20 protein-coding genes and 1 riboswitch are annotated in these 20016 nt (G+C 39.9%); of the genes, 13 read left to right on the top strand and 7 right to left on the bottom strand.

Annotated elements, in window-relative coordinates:
- Positions 1–91: 91 nt before the first annotated feature.
- Entirely contained in the window at positions 92–1063 is a 972-nt protein-coding gene (zntB, locus tag AAEY62_RS08040; protein WP_024590695.1) for a zinc transporter ZntB, read from the bottom strand.
- 285 nt (positions 1064–1348) lie between these two features.
- On the opposite strand from zntB, the gene AAEY62_RS08035 reads away from it, so the two are divergent.
- The 3 genes from AAEY62_RS08035 to AAEY62_RS08025 are packed head-to-tail and all read left to right on the top strand — an operon-like array spanning position 1349 to position 3736.
- Positions 1349–1783, top strand: coding sequence for an ATP-dependent zinc protease family protein (locus AAEY62_RS08035; protein WP_024590696.1), 435 nt, complete (start codon positions 1349–1351; stop codon positions 1781–1783).
- 2 nt (positions 1784–1785) lie between these two features.
- Positions 1786–2691 (top strand): 30S ribosomal protein S6--L-glutamate ligase, encoded by a 906-nt coding sequence (gene rimK, locus AAEY62_RS08030; RefSeq protein WP_002961977.1) that lies wholly within the window; start codon positions 1786–1788, stop codon positions 2689–2691.
- Positions 2678–3736 carry a succinylglutamate desuccinylase/aspartoacylase family protein gene (locus tag AAEY62_RS08025; protein ID WP_024590698.1) on the top strand — a complete coding sequence of 353 codons (1059 nt, stop codon included), beginning with the start codon at positions 2678–2680 and terminating at the stop codon, positions 3734–3736. Before rimK ends, AAEY62_RS08025 begins: the two co-directional genes overlap by 14 nt.
- Before the next feature lie 88 nt (positions 3737–3824).
- Here AAEY62_RS08025 and AAEY62_RS08020 read toward each other — a convergent pair whose 3' ends face one another.
- The 4 genes from AAEY62_RS08020 to recQ form a co-directional block, all read right to left on the bottom strand.
- Complete coding sequence (locus tag AAEY62_RS08020) at positions 3825–4400, bottom strand: mechanosensitive ion channel domain-containing protein (protein ID WP_024590699.1); 576 nt, start codon at positions 4398–4400, stop codon at positions 3825–3827.
- 64 nt (positions 4401–4464) lie between these two features.
- Positions 4465–6174, bottom strand: a complete 1710-nt coding sequence (locus AAEY62_RS08015) for a BamA/TamA family outer membrane protein (RefSeq protein WP_024590700.1) — start codon at positions 6172–6174, stop codon at positions 4465–4467.
- A 171-nt stretch (positions 6175–6345) separates the two neighbouring features.
- Positions 6346–6630 carry a DUF3630 family protein gene (locus AAEY62_RS08010; RefSeq protein ID WP_007583724.1) on the bottom strand — a complete coding sequence of 95 codons (285 nt, stop codon included), beginning with the start codon at positions 6628–6630 and terminating at the stop codon, positions 6346–6348.
- Between the two features lie 7 nt (positions 6631–6637).
- Positions 6638–8461 carry a DNA helicase RecQ gene (recQ, locus tag AAEY62_RS08005; protein ID WP_024590701.1) on the bottom strand — a complete coding sequence of 608 codons (1824 nt, stop codon included), beginning with the start codon at positions 8459–8461 and terminating at the stop codon, positions 6638–6640.
- A 385-nt stretch (positions 8462–8846) separates the two neighbouring features.
- On the opposite strand from recQ, the gene AAEY62_RS08000 reads away from it, so the two are divergent.
- Entirely contained in the window at positions 8847–9302 is a 456-nt protein-coding gene (locus AAEY62_RS08000) for a thioesterase family protein (RefSeq protein WP_007583728.1), read from the top strand.
- A gap of 51 nt (positions 9303–9353) precedes the next feature.
- Positions 9354–10271, top strand: coding sequence for an EamA family transporter RarD (gene rarD / locus AAEY62_RS07995; protein ID WP_024590703.1), 918 nt, complete (start codon positions 9354–9356; stop codon positions 10269–10271).
- Positions 10272–10288: 17 nt separating this feature from the next.
- Here rarD and AAEY62_RS07990 read toward each other — a convergent pair whose 3' ends face one another.
- Positions 10289–11524 (bottom strand): response regulator, encoded by a 1236-nt coding sequence (locus AAEY62_RS07990; protein WP_024590704.1) that lies wholly within the window; start codon positions 11522–11524, stop codon positions 10289–10291.
- An 86-nt stretch (positions 11525–11610) separates the two neighbouring features.
- A complete protein-coding gene (locus AAEY62_RS07985; protein WP_002961378.1) occupies positions 11611–11985 on the bottom strand; it encodes a MaoP family protein in 375 nt (124 codons plus the stop codon).
- 91 nt (positions 11986–12076) lie between these two features.
- On the opposite strand from AAEY62_RS07985, the gene AAEY62_RS07980 reads away from it, so the two are divergent.
- From AAEY62_RS07980 to ung, 8 genes are all read left to right on the top strand, one after another.
- Positions 12077–12949, top strand: a complete 873-nt coding sequence (locus tag AAEY62_RS07980) for a LysR family transcriptional regulator (RefSeq protein ID WP_010553277.1) — start codon at positions 12077–12079, stop codon at positions 12947–12949.
- A 166-nt stretch (positions 12950–13115) separates the two neighbouring features.
- Complete coding sequence (locus AAEY62_RS07975; protein WP_024590705.1) at positions 13116–14048, top strand: porin; 933 nt, start codon at positions 13116–13118, stop codon at positions 14046–14048.
- Between the two features lie 34 nt (positions 14049–14082).
- A riboswitch (cobalamin riboswitch) is annotated at positions 14083–14232 on the top strand.
- Between the two features lie 288 nt (positions 14233–14520).
- Entirely contained in the window at positions 14521–15333 is an 813-nt protein-coding gene (locus AAEY62_RS07970) for an ABC transporter ATP-binding protein (protein WP_024590706.1), read from the top strand.
- A 1-nt stretch (position 15334) separates the two neighbouring features.
- Complete coding sequence (locus AAEY62_RS07965) at positions 15335–16339, top strand: FecCD family ABC transporter permease (RefSeq protein WP_024590707.1); 1005 nt, start codon at positions 15335–15337, stop codon at positions 16337–16339.
- Positions 16340–16343: 4 nt separating this feature from the next.
- Entirely contained in the window at positions 16344–17828 is a 1485-nt protein-coding gene (locus tag AAEY62_RS07960) for a cobyric acid synthase (protein ID WP_350634778.1), read from the top strand.
- On the top strand, positions 17821–18420 hold the full coding sequence (gene cobO / locus AAEY62_RS07955) for a cob(I)yrinic acid a,c-diamide adenosyltransferase (protein ID WP_165722116.1): 600 nt from the start codon (positions 17821–17823) through the stop codon (positions 18418–18420). Before AAEY62_RS07960 ends, cobO begins: the two co-directional genes overlap by 8 nt.
- Entirely contained in the window at positions 18420–19280 is an 861-nt protein-coding gene (locus AAEY62_RS07950; protein WP_350634777.1) for a cobalamin-binding protein, read from the top strand. The genes cobO and AAEY62_RS07950 overlap by 1 nt, the downstream gene beginning before the upstream one ends.
- Positions 19277–19939, top strand: coding sequence for a uracil-DNA glycosylase (gene ung, locus AAEY62_RS07945; RefSeq protein ID WP_350634776.1), 663 nt, complete (start codon positions 19277–19279; stop codon positions 19937–19939). Before AAEY62_RS07950 ends, ung begins: the two co-directional genes overlap by 4 nt.
- The last annotated feature ends 77 nt before the right edge of the window (positions 19940–20016 follow it).

Raw genomic sequence — 20016 nt, 5'->3', positions numbered from 1 at the left:
TGCATCCATGCAGACGTATATCAGAAATTTTTAACGCAGTTAGCGTCAGATTTAATCTCTCAAATTGATTAAGTATTATTGCGGGTTGGTATTACAACCATTTTTTATTTTTAAAATACACACCAATACCGCCAGTAAGCACAATTAAAAATATGACAAAAGCACTAAACGCATAAGGACTCTCGGTACCCGGAATGCCTCCTACGTTTACGCCGAACAGGCCGGTTAAAAAGCCTAAAGGTAAAAACAATGCAGCCACAACCGACATTACATACATACGCTGATTTAATTGCTCAGACACTTGGTTAGTGATTGTTTGTTGAATGATTTGCGCACGTTCAATAGAGCTATCAAGCTCCTCTAAATAACGAATAAGTAAGTTAGTTGTTTCGTTTAATTTTGCTTTATCGTCATCTAACAGCCACGGGTAGTGATTATTTACCATTGAGCTAAGGGCTTCTTTTTGCGGTTTTAAATAACGCTTTAAGGCAATTGTTTGACGGCGCAACTGTGATAAACCTTGGTTATCAAACTTTTTACTTGGTTCATCTATTTCTTCTTCAAACTCGTCGAGTGTTTCATCTAGTGAGTCAATAACGCTTTGCATGCGAGAAGTTAGTTTTTGTGTAATAGAGCATACTAGCTCAGAAATATTGCATGGGCCTTTATTTTCATTTAAACAGGCGAGCGTATCTTGCACCGATAATAAACGACGCTTGCGGGTAGTAATAAGAATGTCTTCGCTAATAAATAAACGAATTGAAACCATGTCTTCAGGGCTTTGTGCTGGATTTAAATTTACACCACGTAAAAATAACATATGTCCGTTAGTAGTTGATGTAATACGCGGGCGTGTTTCATCAGCAATTAAGGACTCTAATTCGTAGTCGTTTAAATGAGGTTGTGCCTTGAGCCACTGAACAGCCTCGCTTTGGCTATAGTCCATGTGCACCCAAAGTTTTCCGTGGCTTGGTTGCCAGCTATTTAGCTCATTAGTGCTTTCAATAGGGCGAGCGCCGCCTTGTCCATCAAGTACAAGTGCATGTAGTAAACCATTAATCATAATTATTTCTCATAATAGTGTATTTTTAATACCGTTAACTATAGTGTATCTACTTAACTATTTTAAACTTACCTTTATTTTTAATAAGTTAAGCTTAAATAGCAAAATATATGCAGAGCCTTTGGGCTGAGTAAAGTGGCATAAAGTACTATTCAGCAAGGCGTGCATTGTGTGACCAGTTGTTTAAAAAGATCAATTTAATTTACTAATCGACTAGATAAATTTATTTCGTTGGTGTTTTTTTACCTGTAGCGTATAAGTCACTTTTTTATTAAGGGCACATTTATGACAGCAAAGATCACAGTTGGTTGGCGTGAGTGGTTAAGTTTACCTGAGCTTGGTATTAACGAGATAAAAGCAAAAATTGATACTGGCGCTCGCACTTCATGTATTCATGCAATTAACATTGAAGAATACGAAGTTGACTCAGAAAAATGGGTTAAATTTACGGCCCAGCCACTGCAAGATGATGAGCAAACGCAAGTCACTTGCAATGCAAAAGTTAAAAAAATGAAGTACGTAACCAGCTCAAGTGGGCAAAAAGAGTTACGTTACTTTATAGAGACTACATTGCATGCAGACGAGCACAGCTGGCCTATCGAGCTTACTTTAACAAGCCGTGCAACAATGAAGTTTAGAATGTTATTAGGGCGTACAGCCATGGAAAATCGTATAGTCGTTGACCCGGCTTTATCTCAACTATTAGGTCGTAAGGTTTAACTATGAAAATCGGTATTTTATCTCGCAACAGAAAATTATATTCAACACGTCGCTTAATTGAGGCGGCAGAGGCACGCGGTCACGAAGTTAAAGTGATTGATGCATTGCGCTGTTATATGAATATCAACTCTGAGCAACCAGAAATTCACTATCGCGGTGAAAACTTAAAAGAATTTGACGCAATCGTCCCGCGTATTGGTGCATCGGTTACATTTTATGGCTGTTCGGTACTTCGTCAGTTTGAAATGATGGGTGTTTACCCTGTAAACGAATCAGTCGCTATTTCTCGTTCGCGCGATAAATTACGCTCACTTCAGTTACTTTCGCGCAAAGGCGTTGGTATGCCAGTAACAGGTTTTGCTAGCAAACCAGATGATGTAAAAGACTTACTAGAAATGGTAGGCGGTGCACCTGTTGTAATTAAATTACTTGAAGGCACACAAGGCATTGGTGTTGTACTTGCTGAAACACGCAAAGCGGCTGAAAGTGTTATTGAAGCATTTATGGGCTTAAAAGCTAATATTATGGTTCAGGAATACATTAAAGAAGCGGGTGGTGCCGATATACGTTGTTTCGTATTAGGCGATAAAGTAATAGCAGCTATGAAGCGCCAAGCACAAGAAGGTGAGTTCCGCTCTAACCTTCACCGTGGTGGTAGTGCTACATTAGTTCGTATTACTCCAGAGGAGCGTAAAACGGCAGTAGCGGCGGCTAAATCAATGGGCTTGAACGTAGCGGGAGTTGATTTACTTCGCTCATCTCGTGGACCACTTGTGATGGAAGTAAACTCATCACCAGGTTTAGAGGGCATTGAAATAGCAACAGGTAAAGACATTGCAGGCATGGTGATTGATTTCATCGAAAAAAATGCCTCAAGTAAAGGAACAGCAACACGTGGCAAAGGTTAAAATTAACCGTCCTTTTACCTTATTAGGTGAAAGTGTAGGCGTAGGCGAGCGTAAAACACTTGCCTTAGAGGCAGCTAAGCTTTATACCCATTCACCACTTAATATTCCTATTGAAGTGGTTAACGGTGTAATGGAAGGTCCTGTGCTTATGGTGTGTGCGGCTATTCATGGTGATGAGCTAAATGGCGTAGAAGTTGTGCGTCAGTTAATTGCTAAAATAGACCCAAGCCAACTGCGCGGCACAATAATCGCTGTGCCTATTGTGAATGTGTTTGGCTTTATTCATAAATCGCGTTATTTACCAGACCGACGCGATATGAACCGTAGTTTCCCAGGTTCTGAGCGTGGCTCACTTGCTGGGCGTATGGCTTATATGTTTTTTAATCAAGTGGCAATACATTGTACCCACATTATTGATTTACATACTGGCGCTATTCATCGAACTAACTTACCGCAAATTCGCGCTAACTTAGCTGATGAAGCAACCGCTGAAATGGCTAAAGCATTCGGCACGCCAGCAGTTATAGATGCATCATTGCGTAATGGCTCATTACGAAGTGAAGCAGCAAACCTAGGTATACCGGTTATAACCTATGAAGCTGGTGAAGCACTGCGTTTTGATCCAATCGCAATTGCGGCAGGTGTGCAGGGTGTTGATTATGTTATGCGTCATTTAAAAATGATCCGTGGCAAGCGTCCTAAAAAGTTACCAGATCCTATTATTGCAGGTTCAACTAGTTGGATACGTGCCGAAGTTGATGGTATTGTGCGTGCACAAGTATCACTGGGTGAGCATGTAACTAAAGGGCAAGTACTTGCTTATATTAGTAGCCCACTAGGTGACTCTGAGCTTGAGCTTTTAGCGCCTAAAGGCGGTATTGTTATTGGTCAGCAAACTATGCCATTAGTAAATGAAGGTGATGCGGTATTCCACCTTGCTTACTTTGCAAATGACAATAGTTTAGTAGAGCAGCAACTAGAGAACTTTATTGATGAGATAAATGATTTAGATGACGAGCTTAAAACAGCTGAGCTAAATAACTAATAGTTAACCTTAATTTTGGTTAGTTAAAGCATTAAAAAAGCCGCAGAAGGTAATTATCTTCTGCGGCTTTTTTGTGACTATTACTTTTTTAACTATGTTTTTTAGGGCCAATAATACGCTTTATAACGGGAGCTTTTGTTGGCTTTGGTTCTTTATTTAAAACCATGACAGGGCGTGTCACAAATAAATTATTAGGGTAAATTACACGGTGCCCATCAATATGCTCAAGTACTACATTCATTAAGCCCATTTCAACAATGCGCCCTTCAACATGATTTGCACCATCAATAATTCGTACCCAATAGTCAACACGGCAATCGTTTTGAATAAACATTAGTAAAAATGCGGTGAGATTACTTAATAATGACCAGGCAGCGAAGAGTGCTACGCCCAACATAGCGAATAAAGAGGAGCCTAAAACCAATAAGCCACGAAGCTCTATACCCCAAAATACTAAAACTAAACACAGCACGACAAAGGCGAGTATAATTTTTAGTAAGAGCTCTGCACGGTATTTTCGGTGTAAATCAACTTTCCCCTTAATTGCTTTTTCGAGTAATTTTTTGGTTATTTTTAATAGCAGAGGGAAAACCAAAATAGCGATTATAGTTACAATTAACTTATATTGTGATGCAAACAATTCTAAAACTTCTATTATTTCCACATTAGGCCCTGAACTTTTATACCAATTTAATTCAATTGGTATTAGTTTAACGCGTTTGTATTATTTAAAAAGTGTTTTTAACGCTCACTAACCACTGTACTGAGTCTACGTCATCGTAGCTATCAACTGGGGCTGCAATATCAATGTGGATCATGGTTCCTGAGTTTGCACGACTTGGTGCTAAACGAAGACCCACGCCTATATTTTTTAATACATGTGAATTTTCGCCGTTATTCTCATCGTTAAACCATGCTCTGCCTACATCTACAAAAGCTGCGCCACCCACTTTAAATAGTTGTAGTAAATCGTACTCCCAGTAATAGCGCTTTTCTAGATTAACTAAAAAGCTGCGGTCGCCATGTTGATAATCCATAGGGTAACCACGCAGGCCTGTTTCGCCGCCTAAAGTAAGTTGTTGATCAGCAGTAAGGTTTTTTGCGTATTGCATCCGAGCTTTAACATACCAAGATTGGTCTTCACTGGTATTTAAATAATATTGTACTTGGCTAGTGGCCATAAAGTTTTCGAGTTTTTTCTGTTCTTTATTCCAATAGCCATCAATATCAGCACTAAAACGCCATAAGGTATTATCGTTAGTAAAGTGGGCTTTTTTAAAGTTAAAAGAATACACCGCGCGGCTGTCGTCATTACTTAATGATTCGTCTGAATAGCCAATTAAGCTTTTAATATTCCAACCTAAGTTTAAATCCTCAGTGCGAGATATACTGTCAAAATTGCGCACTTTTATGTAGTTATCTTCAAACCAATGGCCGCTTATAAAGGGATAACTTAAACTTCTGTCATCGGCAAGTGGTGCAAATGTAGTGTCTATAGCTTCAAAGGTATGCTGCTCGTCGGTATAACCTAAGGTTAAGCGTTGGGTCCAATTATTATTAAGCGCTTTAGAGTGTCCTATAAATGCACGGTTTAAATCAGTAGTTTGATCAAATTCGCTAAACTCTTCGCCGCGTTTATATAGTGACTCTTCGCGCTGCTCAGAATAGCTTAAAATACCGTAACTAAAAGGGGTGTCTATCGCGTAAAATGGATAGGTTAGCTCAAGTAAATGGCGCTTGCCATCGCTGTTATCAGCGTACTCTAAACGGCCGCGGTAGCGAGTAGATAAAATATTAGGATCGTCGTAAACAAATAAATAACCGCTACGATCGCTGTCGGTCGTGCGTGACAACGAAAGGCGCTTCCCCCAACCAAGCAGGTTTGATTCTCTAAAACCTATACTCGATTTATTTTCTCCGCCGCTACGGCTAAAGTTTACTTCAGGTAAAAGTGTCCATAAATCACGGGTAACCACTTCTACATTAACATCGCCGTCGCAGTTTTCGATTGCACTAATTTGTGCATCATATAAGTAGCTTTCTTTACGAAGTAGGCGCTCAGACTCTGCAAGCTTTTTAGCATCGTACTTGTCACCTGGGGAGAATAATAAAAGGTTATTAATGACATCGGGCTCTGTTTGAATATGAGCGCGGTTAGCAAATCGGAATAGGGCATTATTTTCCTCTTCAAGCTCAGTATTAAATACATTAAGTTGCTTGAGCTTTATTGAGGCTATTTTAGCGTTACTATTACTGTGCGTGAGGGTTGTTTTGTCTTGAACTTCTCGGCGTAAGTTTTTATTTGTGCTTAAATCTGTCTGTTCTAGAAGGCAGTTATCGGTTTTCATTGAAGATTGTTGTGCGAATGCATTAGGCACATAAAAGCTTAAAACCGTTAAGCTAATACAACATTGTGCTATCCATTTCTTGTTCACCATTAAACCTCTTTACTGCTACGTAGCAAATGACTATCGTAATATCAGCTTACATCATTGTTATTATAATGTAAGTAAAAGGTATGGATTTTGAAACTAATTAATTGTTACTCATATTCACTTATGTTAATAACCAACTTGGTTTAGAACCGCCTGTGCGCGGGGTATTAAAAGCTAACTTAAATAAAATGCTAAAGCGGCTAATAAGTGCTCAGCTTCATGGCCTTCGGCATTAATCCAAATACTTTGGCTATAATGCTCATAGTTTAAATTAAAGGTCTGCTGATTATAGGTAAAGCGGACTTGATGGCGATCGGCGCCTGCAGAATACTCATTGAGTGTTACATCATCTGAGTGTAAAAAGAGTGTACTCCACAGCTCAAAGTCTTCATCGTGTGGAGGCTCGACTGGCGTAATTAAAATGTATTTATGGGCGTGGTCATATTCTATTTGGGTCATAAGGTTCTTAATTTGTAGCTAGGTAATTGCGAATTGCCGTTAAAAATTCGCCGCCGTACTTATTTAATTTAGTAAAACCGACACCCGACACTTTTAAAAATTCACTGTCGTTTGTTGGCATAAGCTGCGCCATTTCGGCTAGCGTTTTATCATTAAATACCACATAAGGTGGTACATCATCGGCATCAGCAAGTTCTTTACGTAGTGCGCGCAGGCGAGCAAACAGTTTTTTGTCGTAATTGAATTGCGCTAACTTATCTTGATAAACGTGTTTGGCTTGCAGGCGTGGCTCGGCTAATTGCAGTGCGTACTCACTTTTTAAAATTGCACGCGCGGCTTCGGTTAACCTAAGTGACGCACCTTGCGTTATATCTTGGCTAAGTAAGCCTTGATGAATAAGCTGGCGTAAAATACTAAGCCAAAATTCACTGCTTTTATCTTTACCTATGCCGTAAGTGCTTAGCTCATGATGATTGTTATCGCGTATGCGGCTAGTATTTGCACCACGTAGTAATTCAACAATGTACCCAAGACCAAAGCGCTGGTCAGCTCTATACACACAAGAAAGCGCTTGTTGGGCAACTAATGTACCGTCAAAGCTTTTAGGTGGATTTAGACAAATATCGCAGTTACCACAAGGTTCGCGCTGATACTCACTAAAATAGTTAAGCAATATTTGGCGGCGACACGTTTGTGCTTCTGCAAAGCTTGCCATTGCGTTAAAGCGTTGTTCTTCTACACGGCGGCGTTGCTCGTCGTCTATGTCTTCAAAAAAGCGCCTTACGCGACCTATATCAGCTGGGTCAAAATACATTATGGCTTCTGCGGCAAGTCCATCTCGCCCAGCTCGGCCTGTTTCTTGATAGTACGACTCTATACTTTTTGGAATATCGTAATGCAGTACAAAACGCACGTTAGGCTTGTTTATACCCATACCAAAAGCAACGGTTGCGACCACTATTTGTATATCGTCACGGGCAAAACCAGTTTGTACAAATTGTCGTTGCTCATTACTCATACCTGCATGGTAGGCAGCGGCGTTAATACCTGCATCAGCTATTTTTTCAGCTATATCGTCTACACGTTTACGGCTGGTGCAATAAATAATACCACTTTGGCTTTTTTGTTCTTTTAAGTAGCGAAGTAGTTGCACCATAGGTTTAAATTTTTCTTCTATGGTGTAGCGAATATTGGGGCGATCAAAGCTGCCAGTATGAATATAAGGCTGTTGTAATTTTAGTTGCTCAACTATATCAAAACGGGTGGCTTTATCGGCAGTTGCAGTGAGCGCCATCATGGGTACATGTGCAAAACGTTGCTTTAATTCGTTTAAGCGAAAGTAATGAGGCCTAAAATCGTGACCCCAATGCGACACACAATGCGCTTCGTCAATGGCAAATAAGCTTACATTTAAATGCGATAAACGCTCTAAAAATTCGCGTTGTAATACTTTTTCAGGTGCCACATATAAAAGCTTAATTTGCCCCTGATGAAGCTGTTGATACACCAATTGCTGCTCTTCTCGCGCTAAGCTGTTATTTACGTAAGCGGCTTTAACCCCAAGTGCTTGAAGTTGACTTACCTGATCTTGCATTAGCGATATGAGCGGAGATATAACAATAGTTACGCCTTCGAGTACTAAAGCGGGTATTTGATAGCAAACCGATTTTCCGCCGCCAGTAGGGAGCAATACAAGCGAGTCTTGGCCGTTAATAGCAGCATCAATAACTGTTTTTTGGCCGTCGCGAAATTCACTGTAGCCAAACACTTGTTTGAGGACAGTTTCGGGTTTACGCACAAGGGTGCTAGAAGGTGGTGTTGATGTATTCATTGGCGGGTATTTTAGTGGTTTTTTAGTGAGATGTCTTTAGCTGAGTTACTTATACCAATCCGCAATACTACTTAATCAATTTGAGGGATCAAATCTGACGCTAGCTGCGTTGAAAATTTCTGATATAGAACAACTAAATAACGAGTTTTTTGCCTTGTTATAGACACTATTTTCTTACCTCCAGATAGATCACTTAATTAAGCTAATTGGTATTAACTTCAACTCTATTGTAAGTAAATTAAACTCTGGTAGTGTTGAAACCGCTTATTAAGATAGATCTGCTTTCTTAAAGTTAGGTTGCTAAGTAAATGATTTAACTAGAGCCTCGTAGTTTTGCTTAAGTTATGCTTTACTCATCGTACCAGTTTAAACATAGAGAATAATAATGAATAAAGAAATGTTAATTGAACAAGTGGGCGCATTATTTGTAAATGGCATGCCGTTTAACCAGTTTTTACAAATATCGGTTGAGTCGTTGAGCCCTGAACAGGCCAAAATTACGTTTCCGTGGCAGGATGTACTCATTGGTAACCCTGCGCAAAAAATACTGCACGGTGGTGTTATTTCAGCCGTACTTGATAATGTAGGCGGTATGCTCGCTGCAGCAAGCGTGATTGATAAGCTCACCGATTTAGATATAGGAAGTGTGCAAACAAAATTAGCCACGCTTGGGACTATCGACTTGCGCACCGATTATTTGCGCCCTGGTAAAGGAGAGAGCTTTACAGCGAGTGCCACACTTATTCGCTCAGGTAATAAAGTGTGTGTTTGTCGAATGGAATTACATAACGAGCAGTCTGTTCAAATTGCTTTTGGGACAGGCACGTATTTAGTTGGATAAAACGTGTATGGGAAGTAAACTAGCGGCCTTTTAAATCACTAAGTGTTTATTATGTCGATTGATACTGAGCAGCGTAAAGGTGCTATTTTTGCTTGTCTTGCTTTTTTTATGTGGGGCCTTGCGCCAATATATTTTAAGTTAATTCAGCATGTTTCTGCCTTTGAAATTTTAATGCATCGGGTTGTTTGGTCGGTTGTATTTTTAGTGCTAGTAGTAAGTGTTTTAAAGTATTGGGATAAAGTTAAACGCATTATTGTTCAGCCTAAGCTTTTGCTTATGCTTGTTATTACCTCAACATTACTAGGGTTTAACTGGGGTTTATTTATATGGGCTATAAATAATAACCATATGCTTGATGCGAGTTTGGGCTATTACATAAACCCTCTTTTAAATGTATTACTGGGTATGCTCTTTTTAGGTGAACGCCTGCGTAAGTTTCAAGGTGTAGCAGTGGCACTTGCCTTTACCGGTGTTGTGCTGCAGCTAATTAGTTTTGGCTCGTTTCCGGTAGTGGCATTTTCATTAGCTATATCGTTTGCGCTTTATGGTTTGTTACGTAAAAAACTACCCGTTGAAGCCTTGCCAGGCATTTTGCTTGAAGCACTTATATTACTGCCTGTTGCACTCATTTATTGGTGGTTAATGGCACCTTCTGCAACATCAAGCCTGCCAGCTAACGATTGGCATACTAATGCATTACTGATTAGTGCAGGTATTGTAACTACATTACCACTGCTGTGTTTTACTGGCGCCGCTAAGCGTTTGCAATACACTACATTAGGCTTTTTTCAGTATATTGGGCCAAGCCTAATGTTTATACTAGCTGTGGTGTTTTATGGTGAAGTGTTTGATGCAGAGCGTGTAGTAACATTTGCATGTATTTGGAGTGCACTGGCTATTTTTAGTTGGGACTCTTACCATCAATCGCGCAAACGTAAAAAAGCGGCTATTACAGCCGCAGAAGTATAATTAAGCTAATAGAGCTGCTAGCTAACTACTTTATTACGACCAGATTCTTTAGCGTCGTAAAGCTTTAAGTCGGCCTGTTTTAATAATTCATCAATTTGATAAACAGGCCCGTTTGCAAAACCAATAGAAATGGTGAATTTTATTTTAGCTTTACTAAACTCCTGGCTATTCATTTCTATAAAGTACCTAAAACCTTCAAGTCTTTTTAGTGCTTCTTGTTTATCCGCATTTGCAAAGTAAACGGCAAACTCTTCACCACCTAAGCGGGCTACTAAATACTTTTTAAAATATTTACTAAAGCAAATAGAGAGTCCTTTTAATACTTCGTCGCCAACATCGTGCCCGTATGTATCGTTAATTGATTTAAAGTGATCAATATCAAGCATAGCTAAAGCACCATCACCTTTAGTATGTTTTATTTGCTTTAATGATTTTTCAGCTTCTTCAAAAAAGTAACGACGATTTGGTAAATTGGTTAAATAATCCGTGTTGGCTTGTCGCCTTATAGTGGCTATAAGTTCTAACATATCGACGTTTTGACTAAGCCTGCAGTAAAACTCTTCGCTATTAAAAGGTTTATGTAAATAATCGTTTGCGCCATTTTTTAAAAATAAACTAGAAAGCCCTACATAGTCAGAGCCCGAAATACCAATAATGGCTTTTTCGTCGTTGCTATATAAGCGGCGAATTTCGCTACATAACTCATCACCATTCATGTTTGGCATTTCGTTATCAGTAATGATGACTGAAATGTCGGGTGAATTTTCGAGCATTTTTAATGCTTCTTTTCCGTCTTGTGCTTCAATAATTTGATATTTGTGACGAACTAATAGGCTGCAAATGTATCGGCGAGTCGATTTAGAGTCATCAACAACCAGTACTTTTACATTTTCGTTGCGGGGTAAGCGATGCAATTGTTTTTCGAGGTATTGGTATGCTTGTTTGTTTTCTTTAATGATGTAATCGATGATTGGGTATTTTTCTACAGTGTCGCGAGTTTTTTTATCAATATTGCCCGTCATTACAATAGTTGGAATGTCTGCATTAATAGTACAAGGTACAGCTTCACCAGATGGGGCATCAGGTAATATGAAGTCAACTACAGCGCAAAAATAGCTATTTTTACTTATAAGCTCTTTTGTTTGCGCTAATGACTCAGCTATATCAACTTCATAACCAGCCTTAAGCGCGATGTGCTTTTGCACTCGCGCCATTGCAGGTGTATCTTCAACTATTAGTATTTTTCGCGTCACGGAACAACCCTGTTTATATTTTGCAAAAATATTTGCTTATACAAGTTGTAACTGTTAAAACGCAAAAAAGCAAATAACTTAAGTACTTACAGATTATCCGCTTCTGAATAATACTCTTGGCTAATCGGTGCCGGCCCTGACATTTTTGAGCGGCCAAATAAAGTATGAAACTTAGTTTTGCAAGTCGTTAGTTTTAAGTATTTTACCCAAGCTCGTTCGATTGGGTTGGTAGGTTCTTGTGAGCCAGTTACGACTGCTACAAACTGTTCTTGGTGTTCGTTTTGCGGCTCAATTGTTTTACTGTATAAGCCTTTTAAAACAACTCCGTGTTGTTCAAGTATGCTGGCTTCTAATAAGGTGAAGTTTCCGCTGCGGCTAAAGCCTCGTGGAAAGTTTTGATCATCATAAAATTGACGTTGGCTAACAAATGCTTGGCGTAGTAATGAAATGTTATTGCTCATAGCTTTATCCTCATACCTTAGTAATTAGCTGGAGTATGATGCAAGTTTGGCAATTTATTAAACAAATTATTTTTATCGTGAGGATAAAAAATTGGATATCGATTTATTAAAAACATTCGTTGAGGTAGTGCGTACGCGTCACTTTGGTAAAGCGGCCGAAAACCTTTATATTACGCAGTCTGCAGTGAGCTTTAGAATTCGCCAATTAGAGCAAGGACTTGGTGTTAATTTGTTTATTCGCCAGCGTAATAACATTCAACTTACAGCACCTGGCGAGCGTTTATTACCCCATGCACAAATGATTATTACGGGCATGCAGCGGGCCAAAGTCGATGTTGCACTTGCCGACAATATGCATAAGCAAATTAGCTTAGCAGGAACGCCTAATATTTGGGATGCTTTTTTACAGTTTGGTATAACAAATATTGTATCGGCGATGCCGGGCGTGTCATTAGTCGCAGAAGTTAAAGCACAACAAGAAAGCACTCGGCTGTTATTAGAACGCACGCTTGATTTGGCAATATTGTTTGATCCACCAAAAGTAGACGAGTTAGTAGTAGAGCGAATCTGTGAGTTGCCAATCATTCCAGTAAGCGGATACGACACTGCAACGAACGAAAACTTTTTTGATAATCAGTATGTATATGTTGATTGGGGAACTACTTTCTCACTTTGGCATGCACGCCAGTTTACTGGAAAAACCCCTCCTTATTTTAGAACTAGCACAGGACGTATTGCACTTGATTTAATACTGCAATGTGGCGGCAGTGCGTTTATACCTCAAGTATTGGTAGAAGGGCATTTAGAAAAAGGTGAGTTGTTTCATGTTAAAGGGGTAGAAAACACCTCAAGAGACGTATTTATTGCGTATCACAGAGACAACGAGCAAAAAGAGCTAATAGAAACCTTAGTTAATTTACTTTCGCAAATGACGCCAAGCTTGTCATTAAAGCAAGGTAAGTAAGTTCGGCCGTTTATTAAGCTTTCATGTTATTTTGATTTCACATTTAATGCATTTTTATTAATAAAAAAAGACATTAATATTTCCATTGTAATATTACTGTCATTTAGCGGTGACAAAATGCAGCAGTTTTAAAAATTAGTCTTTTGTGATTATCCAAGGAAATAACATGAAATTTGTAAAATCGAGCTTATGCTTAGCACTATTAAGTGGTTTATCTTTTAATGCACTTGCTGATGTAGACATTTACGGTAAGGCGAATGTAACAGTGCAATCATCTGATGATGGCGAAGGGTCTTTTACTGAGATAAAAAGTAATGCATCTCGTCTTGGTGTTAAAGGTTCTGAAAAAATAAATGATAGTTTAGAAGCGGTATATAAGTTTGAGTTTCAAGTGGATGTGTCTGATGCTGATTCAAAAGGCGATAACGACGACAATATTTCTGCGCGTAACCAATACGTTGGTTTAAAAGGTGCGTTTGGCCAAGTGGTTATTGGTCGTAACGATACTGCGCTTAAACAATCTCAAGGTAAGTTAGATTTATTTAACGATCTTGAAGGCGACATTAAAAATGTATTTAAAGGTGAAAACCGCTTAGGAAATACAGTTAGTTATTCATCAAACTCATACGAAGGCTTTAAAGTACTTGCTACTTTTGTAGCTGAAGACGATGTAGACGCTGATAACGGCTATTCAATGGCGGTGACATACGGTGACGTGGCACTTAAAAAGAGCGCGGTATACGCCTCTATTGCAGCCGATAGCGAAGTAAATGGCTATGATGTAGTGCGTGCATCAATCCAAGGTAAAGTTGAAAACTTTAAATTGGGCGCAATGTACCAAACACAAGAAGCAGTAGATGGCAGCGCAGAAGCGGATGGTTACTTGCTAAATGCTGCTTACAGCATGGGTAACAACACATTTAAAGTGCAATACCAAGATATGGACTTTGACGACAGCGACGATAAGTCAGCAATTTCAGTTGGTCTTGATCACAAATTAAATAAAAATATTAAAGTATTTGGTTTTTATTCAAGCTTCGATATGGACAACAACGTTGACCAAGACTACGTAGGCTTAGGTATGGAATACAAGTTTTAACGATTAGTTAAAACACTCCCTTTTTAACCGCGCTCTTTTGAGTGCGGTTTTTTTTGCTTTAAATTATTTACTTAGCCGCCCATAATAGAGCTTCATTTGGAATGAGGTGCGAGTCCTCGACTGTTCCCGCAACTGTAAGCAGCTGAGCTGTAAGTCAGATACAAATGGTATAATACCAATTTTATTAAAAACATGATCTTTCTAGCGAATTAAATAACTTACTAACTTAGTTAAAAATTATTGATATACGACTGCATGGATGCAGAGCAATGCAGGGAGCAATTAGTGATAACAACTATATGTCATAATTTCCGCCTTGTTATTAAGCTATTTATTTGTCGCTATAATAAATCACTAATTTAATGTAATTGGTATGAATTCTTTTAACGAGCGGGTTTACTCATTTTTTCTTGTAGTGCATTAGTATTTTTATCGCATTTTTGGTGAGTTTAACCCTATCTAGGACTGACTATTGCACACTCAAACGCCATTAAATATACCATTACTAAACGTTAAAAACGTATCGTGGGGTATTGGCAATAAAACGATCCTCAAAAAAATAAACCTTAAAATAACTACAGGTAAATTTGTTGGTTTAATTGGACCTAATGGCGCAGGTAAATCGAGTTTATTGCGTTGTCTATATCGTTTTAATAAACCTAGTGATGGCATTGTAGAGTTTAACAACACCGACATTTGGCAGCTAAAAAGCGATGAGTACGCAAAAAAAGTAGCGGTTGTTTTACAAGAAACCCCGTCGCAATTTAACTTAAGCGTATTTGATGTTATTGCGCTTGGGCTAACGCCTCATAAATCGCTATTTAGCTCAATAACTAACATTGATAAACAAAAAATCATTCAAGCAATCAATACAGTCGGGTTGGTAGATCATAGTGAGCAAAGCTTTGAGTCACTTTCGGGCGGTGAAAAGCAACGTGCCTTGATAGCCCGCGCCATAGTCCAGCAACCTCAACTGTTAATAATGGACGAGCCAACTAGCCATTTAGATGTTAGATACCAAATACAGGTTATGGAGCTTGCTAAATCGTTGGGTGTAACGGTATTTGCATCGTTTCATGATTTAAACTTAGCCTCTGCAATGTGCGATGAACTAGTGGTTATTAAAAATGGTGAAATTACACATACAGGCACGCCAAGTGAGGTATTAACCGAAAACATGCTAGGCGAGGTTTTTGGTGTCTGCGCCCAAGTAAATAATCACCCGCAAATATCGAAGTCGGGAAATAGCATCCCTCATATCACTTACTTTTATGGTTACAAATAATATGAGCGCAGTTAATACTCGCCACTCACTTGCGCTATTTATAAGTGCTGCAGCTGCTTTATTTAGCTTATTTGCAGCACTTAGTTTTGGTGCAGCAGAAACCTCACTTCAAGACGTACTTAATAGTTTTTTACTCTCAAATGATGCGTCTTTTAATACGCGTATTATTTACGAGCTAAGAATGCCACGCACATTACTCGCCTTTTTAGCAGGCTCCGGCTTAGCAATTGCGGGGCTTATTTTACAAACGGTAACGCGCAACCCTTTAGCCGATCCTTACTTATTTGGTATATCGTCGGGTGCCTCATTTGGCGTGGTGTTACTTATGGCGCTAGCAGGCATTAGCGCAGGCTTTATGCTATCGGCAGCAGCACTGCTGGGCAGCTTACTCGCTATGAGTTTATTAATACTTATTGCAGGTAGGCAGCAAAGTGCACAGGTAGAATCAATGCTATTAGCTGGTGTTGCTCTGTCGTTTTTATTTAGTGCGTTTACCAGCTTGTTGCTTTATTGGAGCGACCCTCAGGCGGTAGCCGCTATTTTATTTTGGACACTGGGCAGCTTTGCTCGTGCGCAGTGGGCTACGCTTTGGTTACCTTTATTGGTAATTACATTGTGTACGTTTGTAATGCTGAGCTATAGAAGGCAGCTCAATGCCATGTTACTTGGCGATGAAAGCGCAATTACATTAGGTGTTAGGGTCCAGCGCTTTAGAATACTTATGCTAGTTTTGAGCTCATTAATTACCGCTGTGCTGGTGGCTATGTGTGGTGGTATTGGGTTTGTAGGATTAATGGTACCGCACATTGTGCGCTTTTTTATCTCCCAAGGCACCATCGCGGGATTGCTAGTAACCAGCTTAGTGGGCGGTACATTTATGGTGTGGGTTGATGTACTTTCGCGCTCCTTGCTAAAAAACCAAGAGTTACCCGTAGGCGTTATTACTGCTGCTATTGGTAGCGTGTTCTTTTTAAGTTTATTGTTTTTTAGAAAGCGAAGGGTGTAATTCCATGAAAACCTTAATGGTGCAAGGCACTACTTCCGACGCAGGTAAAAGTACCCTAGTTGCAGCCCTTTGCAGGGTATTTGCTAAGCGAGGGGTAAAGGTTGCGCCTTTTAAACCACAAAATATGGCACTTAATAGCGCAGTAACAAAAGATGGCGGCGAAATTGGTCGTGCGCAAGCTTTGCAAGCAATAGCGGCTAAAGTAGAGCCCGAAATAGACTTTAATCCTATTTTACTTAAACCTAATAGCGATACGGGCGCACAAGTGATTATTCACGGAAAAGCCATTAGCAATATGGAAGCGGGCAAATATCACGACTATAAAAAAGTGGCGATGGATGCAGTAATTACCTCACATAACCGCTTAGCTAAACGCTTTGATTTACTCCTTGTTGAAGGAGCGGGGAGTCCTGCTGAAATAAACCTGCGTGAAAACGATATTGCCAATATGGGTTACGCCGAAGAGGTAGATTGCCCTGTCATTATTATTGCCGATATTGATAAAGGTGGTGTGTTTGCACATTTGGTAGGTACACTTGCGTTGTTAAGCGAGTCAGAACAATCGCGCGTAAAAGGCTTTGTTATAAACCGCTTTAGAGGCGATATAAGTTTGCTGCAAGGCGGGCTAGATTGGCTTGAAAAATATACAAACAAACCCGTACTTGGCGTATTACCTTATTTGCACGACCTCGCGCTTGACGCTGAAGACGCCGTCGCAATTGATAATAACGTAACCAACGCCACAATTAATATTGCAGTGCTACTTGTTCCCCACATTAGTAACCACACCGATTTTGATGCACTGCGTTTGCACCCAAACATTAATATAAATTATGTGCGCCATACCCAAACGATCCCAGATGTTGATCTGATAATTCTCCCAGGCAGTAAAAATGTGCTGGGTGATTTAAATTTTTTGAAAAATGAAGGTTGGGACACTCAAATTAAACGCCACTTACGCTACGGTGGCAAAGTACTTGGTATTTGTGGCGGTATGCAAATGCTAGGCAATACGCTCAACGATCCCGATGGTATTGAATCGTCATTAAAACAAGTGAATGGGCTTGCTCTATGCGACTTTGAAACCACGCTGACAGCGCAAAAAGTATTAACTAAAATAACCGCTACACTGCTTTTAAATAACCAACAAACACCCTGTAGTGGTTACGAAATACATGCAGGAATTAGCCAAGGTGCAGCGCTTGATAAGCCATTTTTAACCTTTGATGAAAACCACCCACATGGTTTTACGTTTGATGGCTTTATTAGTGATGATAACGCCATTGCGGGCACCTATTTACATGGTTTATTTGATGAAGCCGATGCTACATCGCAAATTTTAAAATGGGTAAAACCAAGCGCCTCAATTAACCCAATTAGTATTGCCGCTCACCGTGAGCAGCAGTTAGAACGATTAGCAACCATGTGTGAAACGCATTTAAACATACAGCAAATTATCTCGATTTATGAAGGGCACAATAATGACTGAACAAAACAATGATAAGCACCAGCAGCGCCAACAAAAAGTAAAAGAACAAGTGGATGCACGTGTTGCAGCCGCGCAAGATGTAAAAGGTATTTTTCAGGTAATTACCGGTAACGGTAAAGGTAAATCAACTTCGGGCTTTGGCGTTGTAGCACGTTGCGTAGGGCATGGTAAAAAAGCGGCTGTTTGCCAATATATTAAAGGTACGTGGGAATGTGGCGAGCGTAATTTATTACAAGGTGCAGGTGTTGAGTTTGTTGTAATGAACACCGGTTTTACCTGGGATACACAAAATAAAGAAGCCGATACCGCAGCCGCCCAAGCAACATGGCAAGAGTCAAAACGCATGCTTGCTGATAGCAGTATTGATTTAGTATTACTCGATGAGCTTACGTATATGGTGACCTACGGCTACGTTGATTTAGATGAAGTAGTAACGGCGCTTAATAACCGCCCACCAATGCAGTCAGTTATTATTACAGGGCGTGCAGCGCATCGTACTTTAACCGACCTTGCCGACACAGTAAGCGAAGTGCGTAATGTAAAACACGCATTCGACTCAGGCATAAAAGCGCTCGAAGGGTTTGATTACTAATGTTTAAAGCGTTTTTTATTGGGCTACTGCTTTTTAGTGTATCGGGCAGTGCACTTGCAGAGCAGGTTAATGATTCTAAAAAACTGCGAATAATCGCGCTTGCACCACATATAGTCGAAAACCTATTTGCCATAGGGGCGGGCGATAATATTGTGGGCACGGTTGATTACGCCGACTACCCAAGTGAAGCCCAAAGTATTGAGCGCATAGGGGGTTATTACGGCATCTCGCTTGAAAAAGTGTTAGCGCTTAAACCTGATTTAGTAATTGCGTGGAAAAGCGGAAATCAAAGCGAAGATTTAGCCCAAATAGAGCGCTTGGGCATAAAAGTATATTTAAGTAACCCGACCACAATCGCTGGTGTAGCCGACGAGTTACTTACTTTTGGGGAATTTACAGGGAACATTAAGCAAAGCCAACAAGCAGCAAGCGCATTTACACAAAAACTAAACGCGATTATTAAAAGCCAGCAAGATAAAAGAAATATTACCGGATTTTATCAGTTATGGGCTGAGCCCATGATGACAGTAAGTAAAAATACATGGATAAGCCAACTGATTGAAACATGCCATGTAAGCAATGTATTTGCACAGAGCGTTACAGATTACCCGCAAATTAGTATCGAAAATGTCATTGTTACTAAGCCACAAGTTATTATTATCCCTGATGAAAAATCAAAAACACCACAGCCGGTTGTTAATTGGCAAAAGTGGCCAGAAGTGCCCGCCGTTAAAAATGATCAATTTATTAGCGTAAATGCCGATTTATTACATCGTTTTACTCCGCGCATGCTAGATGGACTCGCGGATATGTGTGATAAAATAGACGCATCACGTAAACAGATTAAGAGTACACAATGAGCGATTGGGCTACATTTTTAGAAAGTGAATTACAGCAACCTTACATGCAGGAAACGTTAGAGTATGTGGCTAATCGCCGCAATGAAGGTGTTGCTGTTTATCCGCCTGAACCTCAAGTATTTAGTGCTTTTGATGCCACAGCACTAAATGACATCCGCGTTGTAATTTTAGGACAAGACCCATACCACGGAGAAGGGCAAGCGCATGGCTTGTGTTTTTCGGTATTGCCTGATGTAAAAAAGCTGCCGCCGTCGCTTAAAAATATGTACAAAGAGTTAGCTGTCGATATCAGCGGTTTTGCTGTTCCTGAACACGGGTACCTGCAAAGCTGGGCAGATCAGGGCGTGTTTTTACTCAATACAGTATTGACCGTTGAGCAAGGGCAAGCGCATTCTCATAAGCATTTAGGATGGGAGCAATTTACCGATAATGTAATAGCGCATATTAATAAACACTGCGAAGGTGTGGTATTTATTTTATGGGGTGCACATGCACAAAAAAAAGGTAAAGGCATAGATAGCGCTCGCCATCATGTTTTAAAAGGGCCGCACCCATCGCCGCTTTCGGCGCATAGAGGCTTTTTTGGCTGTCAGCATTTTTCAAAAACGAATGAGCTATTACAAGCCCAAGATGAAAAACCGATTAACTGGCAGGTGTAAATAACCTGGGCTCTGAATAATAAATTTATCTCATGCAGCTATTTTCAGCGCATTAAAAAAGGCTTCCATATATCGGA

Source organism: Pseudoalteromonas sp. GW168-MNA-CIBAN-0100, assembly GCF_040309225.1.
In the GTDB taxonomy this organism is placed as follows: Bacteria; Pseudomonadota; Gammaproteobacteria; order Enterobacterales; family Alteromonadaceae; genus Pseudoalteromonas; species Pseudoalteromonas arctica.
This window is presented reverse-complemented; position numbering and strand designations above follow the sequence as displayed.

What these genes read in the sequence shown, in the direction of transcription:
- AAEY62_RS07960 (WP_350634778.1), top strand. Translation starts at nt 16,344, where the DNA reads ATGAAAACCTTAATGGTGCAAGGCACTACTTCCGACGCAGGTAAAAGT.
- AAEY62_RS07965 (WP_024590707.1), top strand. Translation starts at nt 15,335, where the DNA reads ATGAGCGCAGTTAATACTCGCCACTCACTTGCGCTATTTATAAGTGCT.
- AAEY62_RS08010 (WP_007583724.1), bottom strand. Translation starts at nt 6,630, where the DNA reads ATGACCCAAATAGAATATGACCACGCCCATAAATACATTTTAATTACG.
- AAEY62_RS07950 (WP_350634777.1), top strand. Translation starts at nt 18,420, where the DNA reads ATGTTTAAAGCGTTTTTTATTGGGCTACTGCTTTTTAGTGTATCGGGC.
- recQ (WP_024590701.1), bottom strand. Translation starts at nt 8,461, where the DNA reads ATGAATACATCAACACCACCTTCTAGCACCCTTGTGCGTAAACCCGAA.
- AAEY62_RS07985 (WP_002961378.1), bottom strand. Translation starts at nt 11,985, where the DNA reads ATGAGCAATAACATTTCATTACTACGCCAAGCATTTGTTAGCCAACGT.
- rimK (WP_002961977.1), top strand. Translation starts at nt 1,786, where the DNA reads ATGAAAATCGGTATTTTATCTCGCAACAGAAAATTATATTCAACACGT.
- zntB (WP_024590695.1), bottom strand. Translation starts at nt 1,063, where the DNA reads ATGATTAATGGTTTACTACATGCACTTGTACTTGATGGACAAGGCGGC.
- ung (WP_350634776.1), top strand. Translation starts at nt 19,277, where the DNA reads ATGAGCGATTGGGCTACATTTTTAGAAAGTGAATTACAGCAACCTTAC.
- AAEY62_RS08000 (WP_007583728.1), top strand. Translation starts at nt 8,847, where the DNA reads ATGAATAAAGAAATGTTAATTGAACAAGTGGGCGCATTATTTGTAAAT.
- AAEY62_RS07975 (WP_024590705.1), top strand. Translation starts at nt 13,116, where the DNA reads ATGAAATTTGTAAAATCGAGCTTATGCTTAGCACTATTAAGTGGTTTA.
- AAEY62_RS08035 (WP_024590696.1), top strand. Translation starts at nt 1,349, where the DNA reads ATGACAGCAAAGATCACAGTTGGTTGGCGTGAGTGGTTAAGTTTACCT.
- rarD (WP_024590703.1), top strand. Translation starts at nt 9,354, where the DNA reads ATGTCGATTGATACTGAGCAGCGTAAAGGTGCTATTTTTGCTTGTCTT.
- AAEY62_RS08015 (WP_024590700.1), bottom strand. Translation starts at nt 6,174, where the DNA reads ATGGTGAACAAGAAATGGATAGCACAATGTTGTATTAGCTTAACGGTT.
- cobO (WP_165722116.1), top strand. Translation starts at nt 17,821, where the DNA reads ATGACTGAACAAAACAATGATAAGCACCAGCAGCGCCAACAAAAAGTA.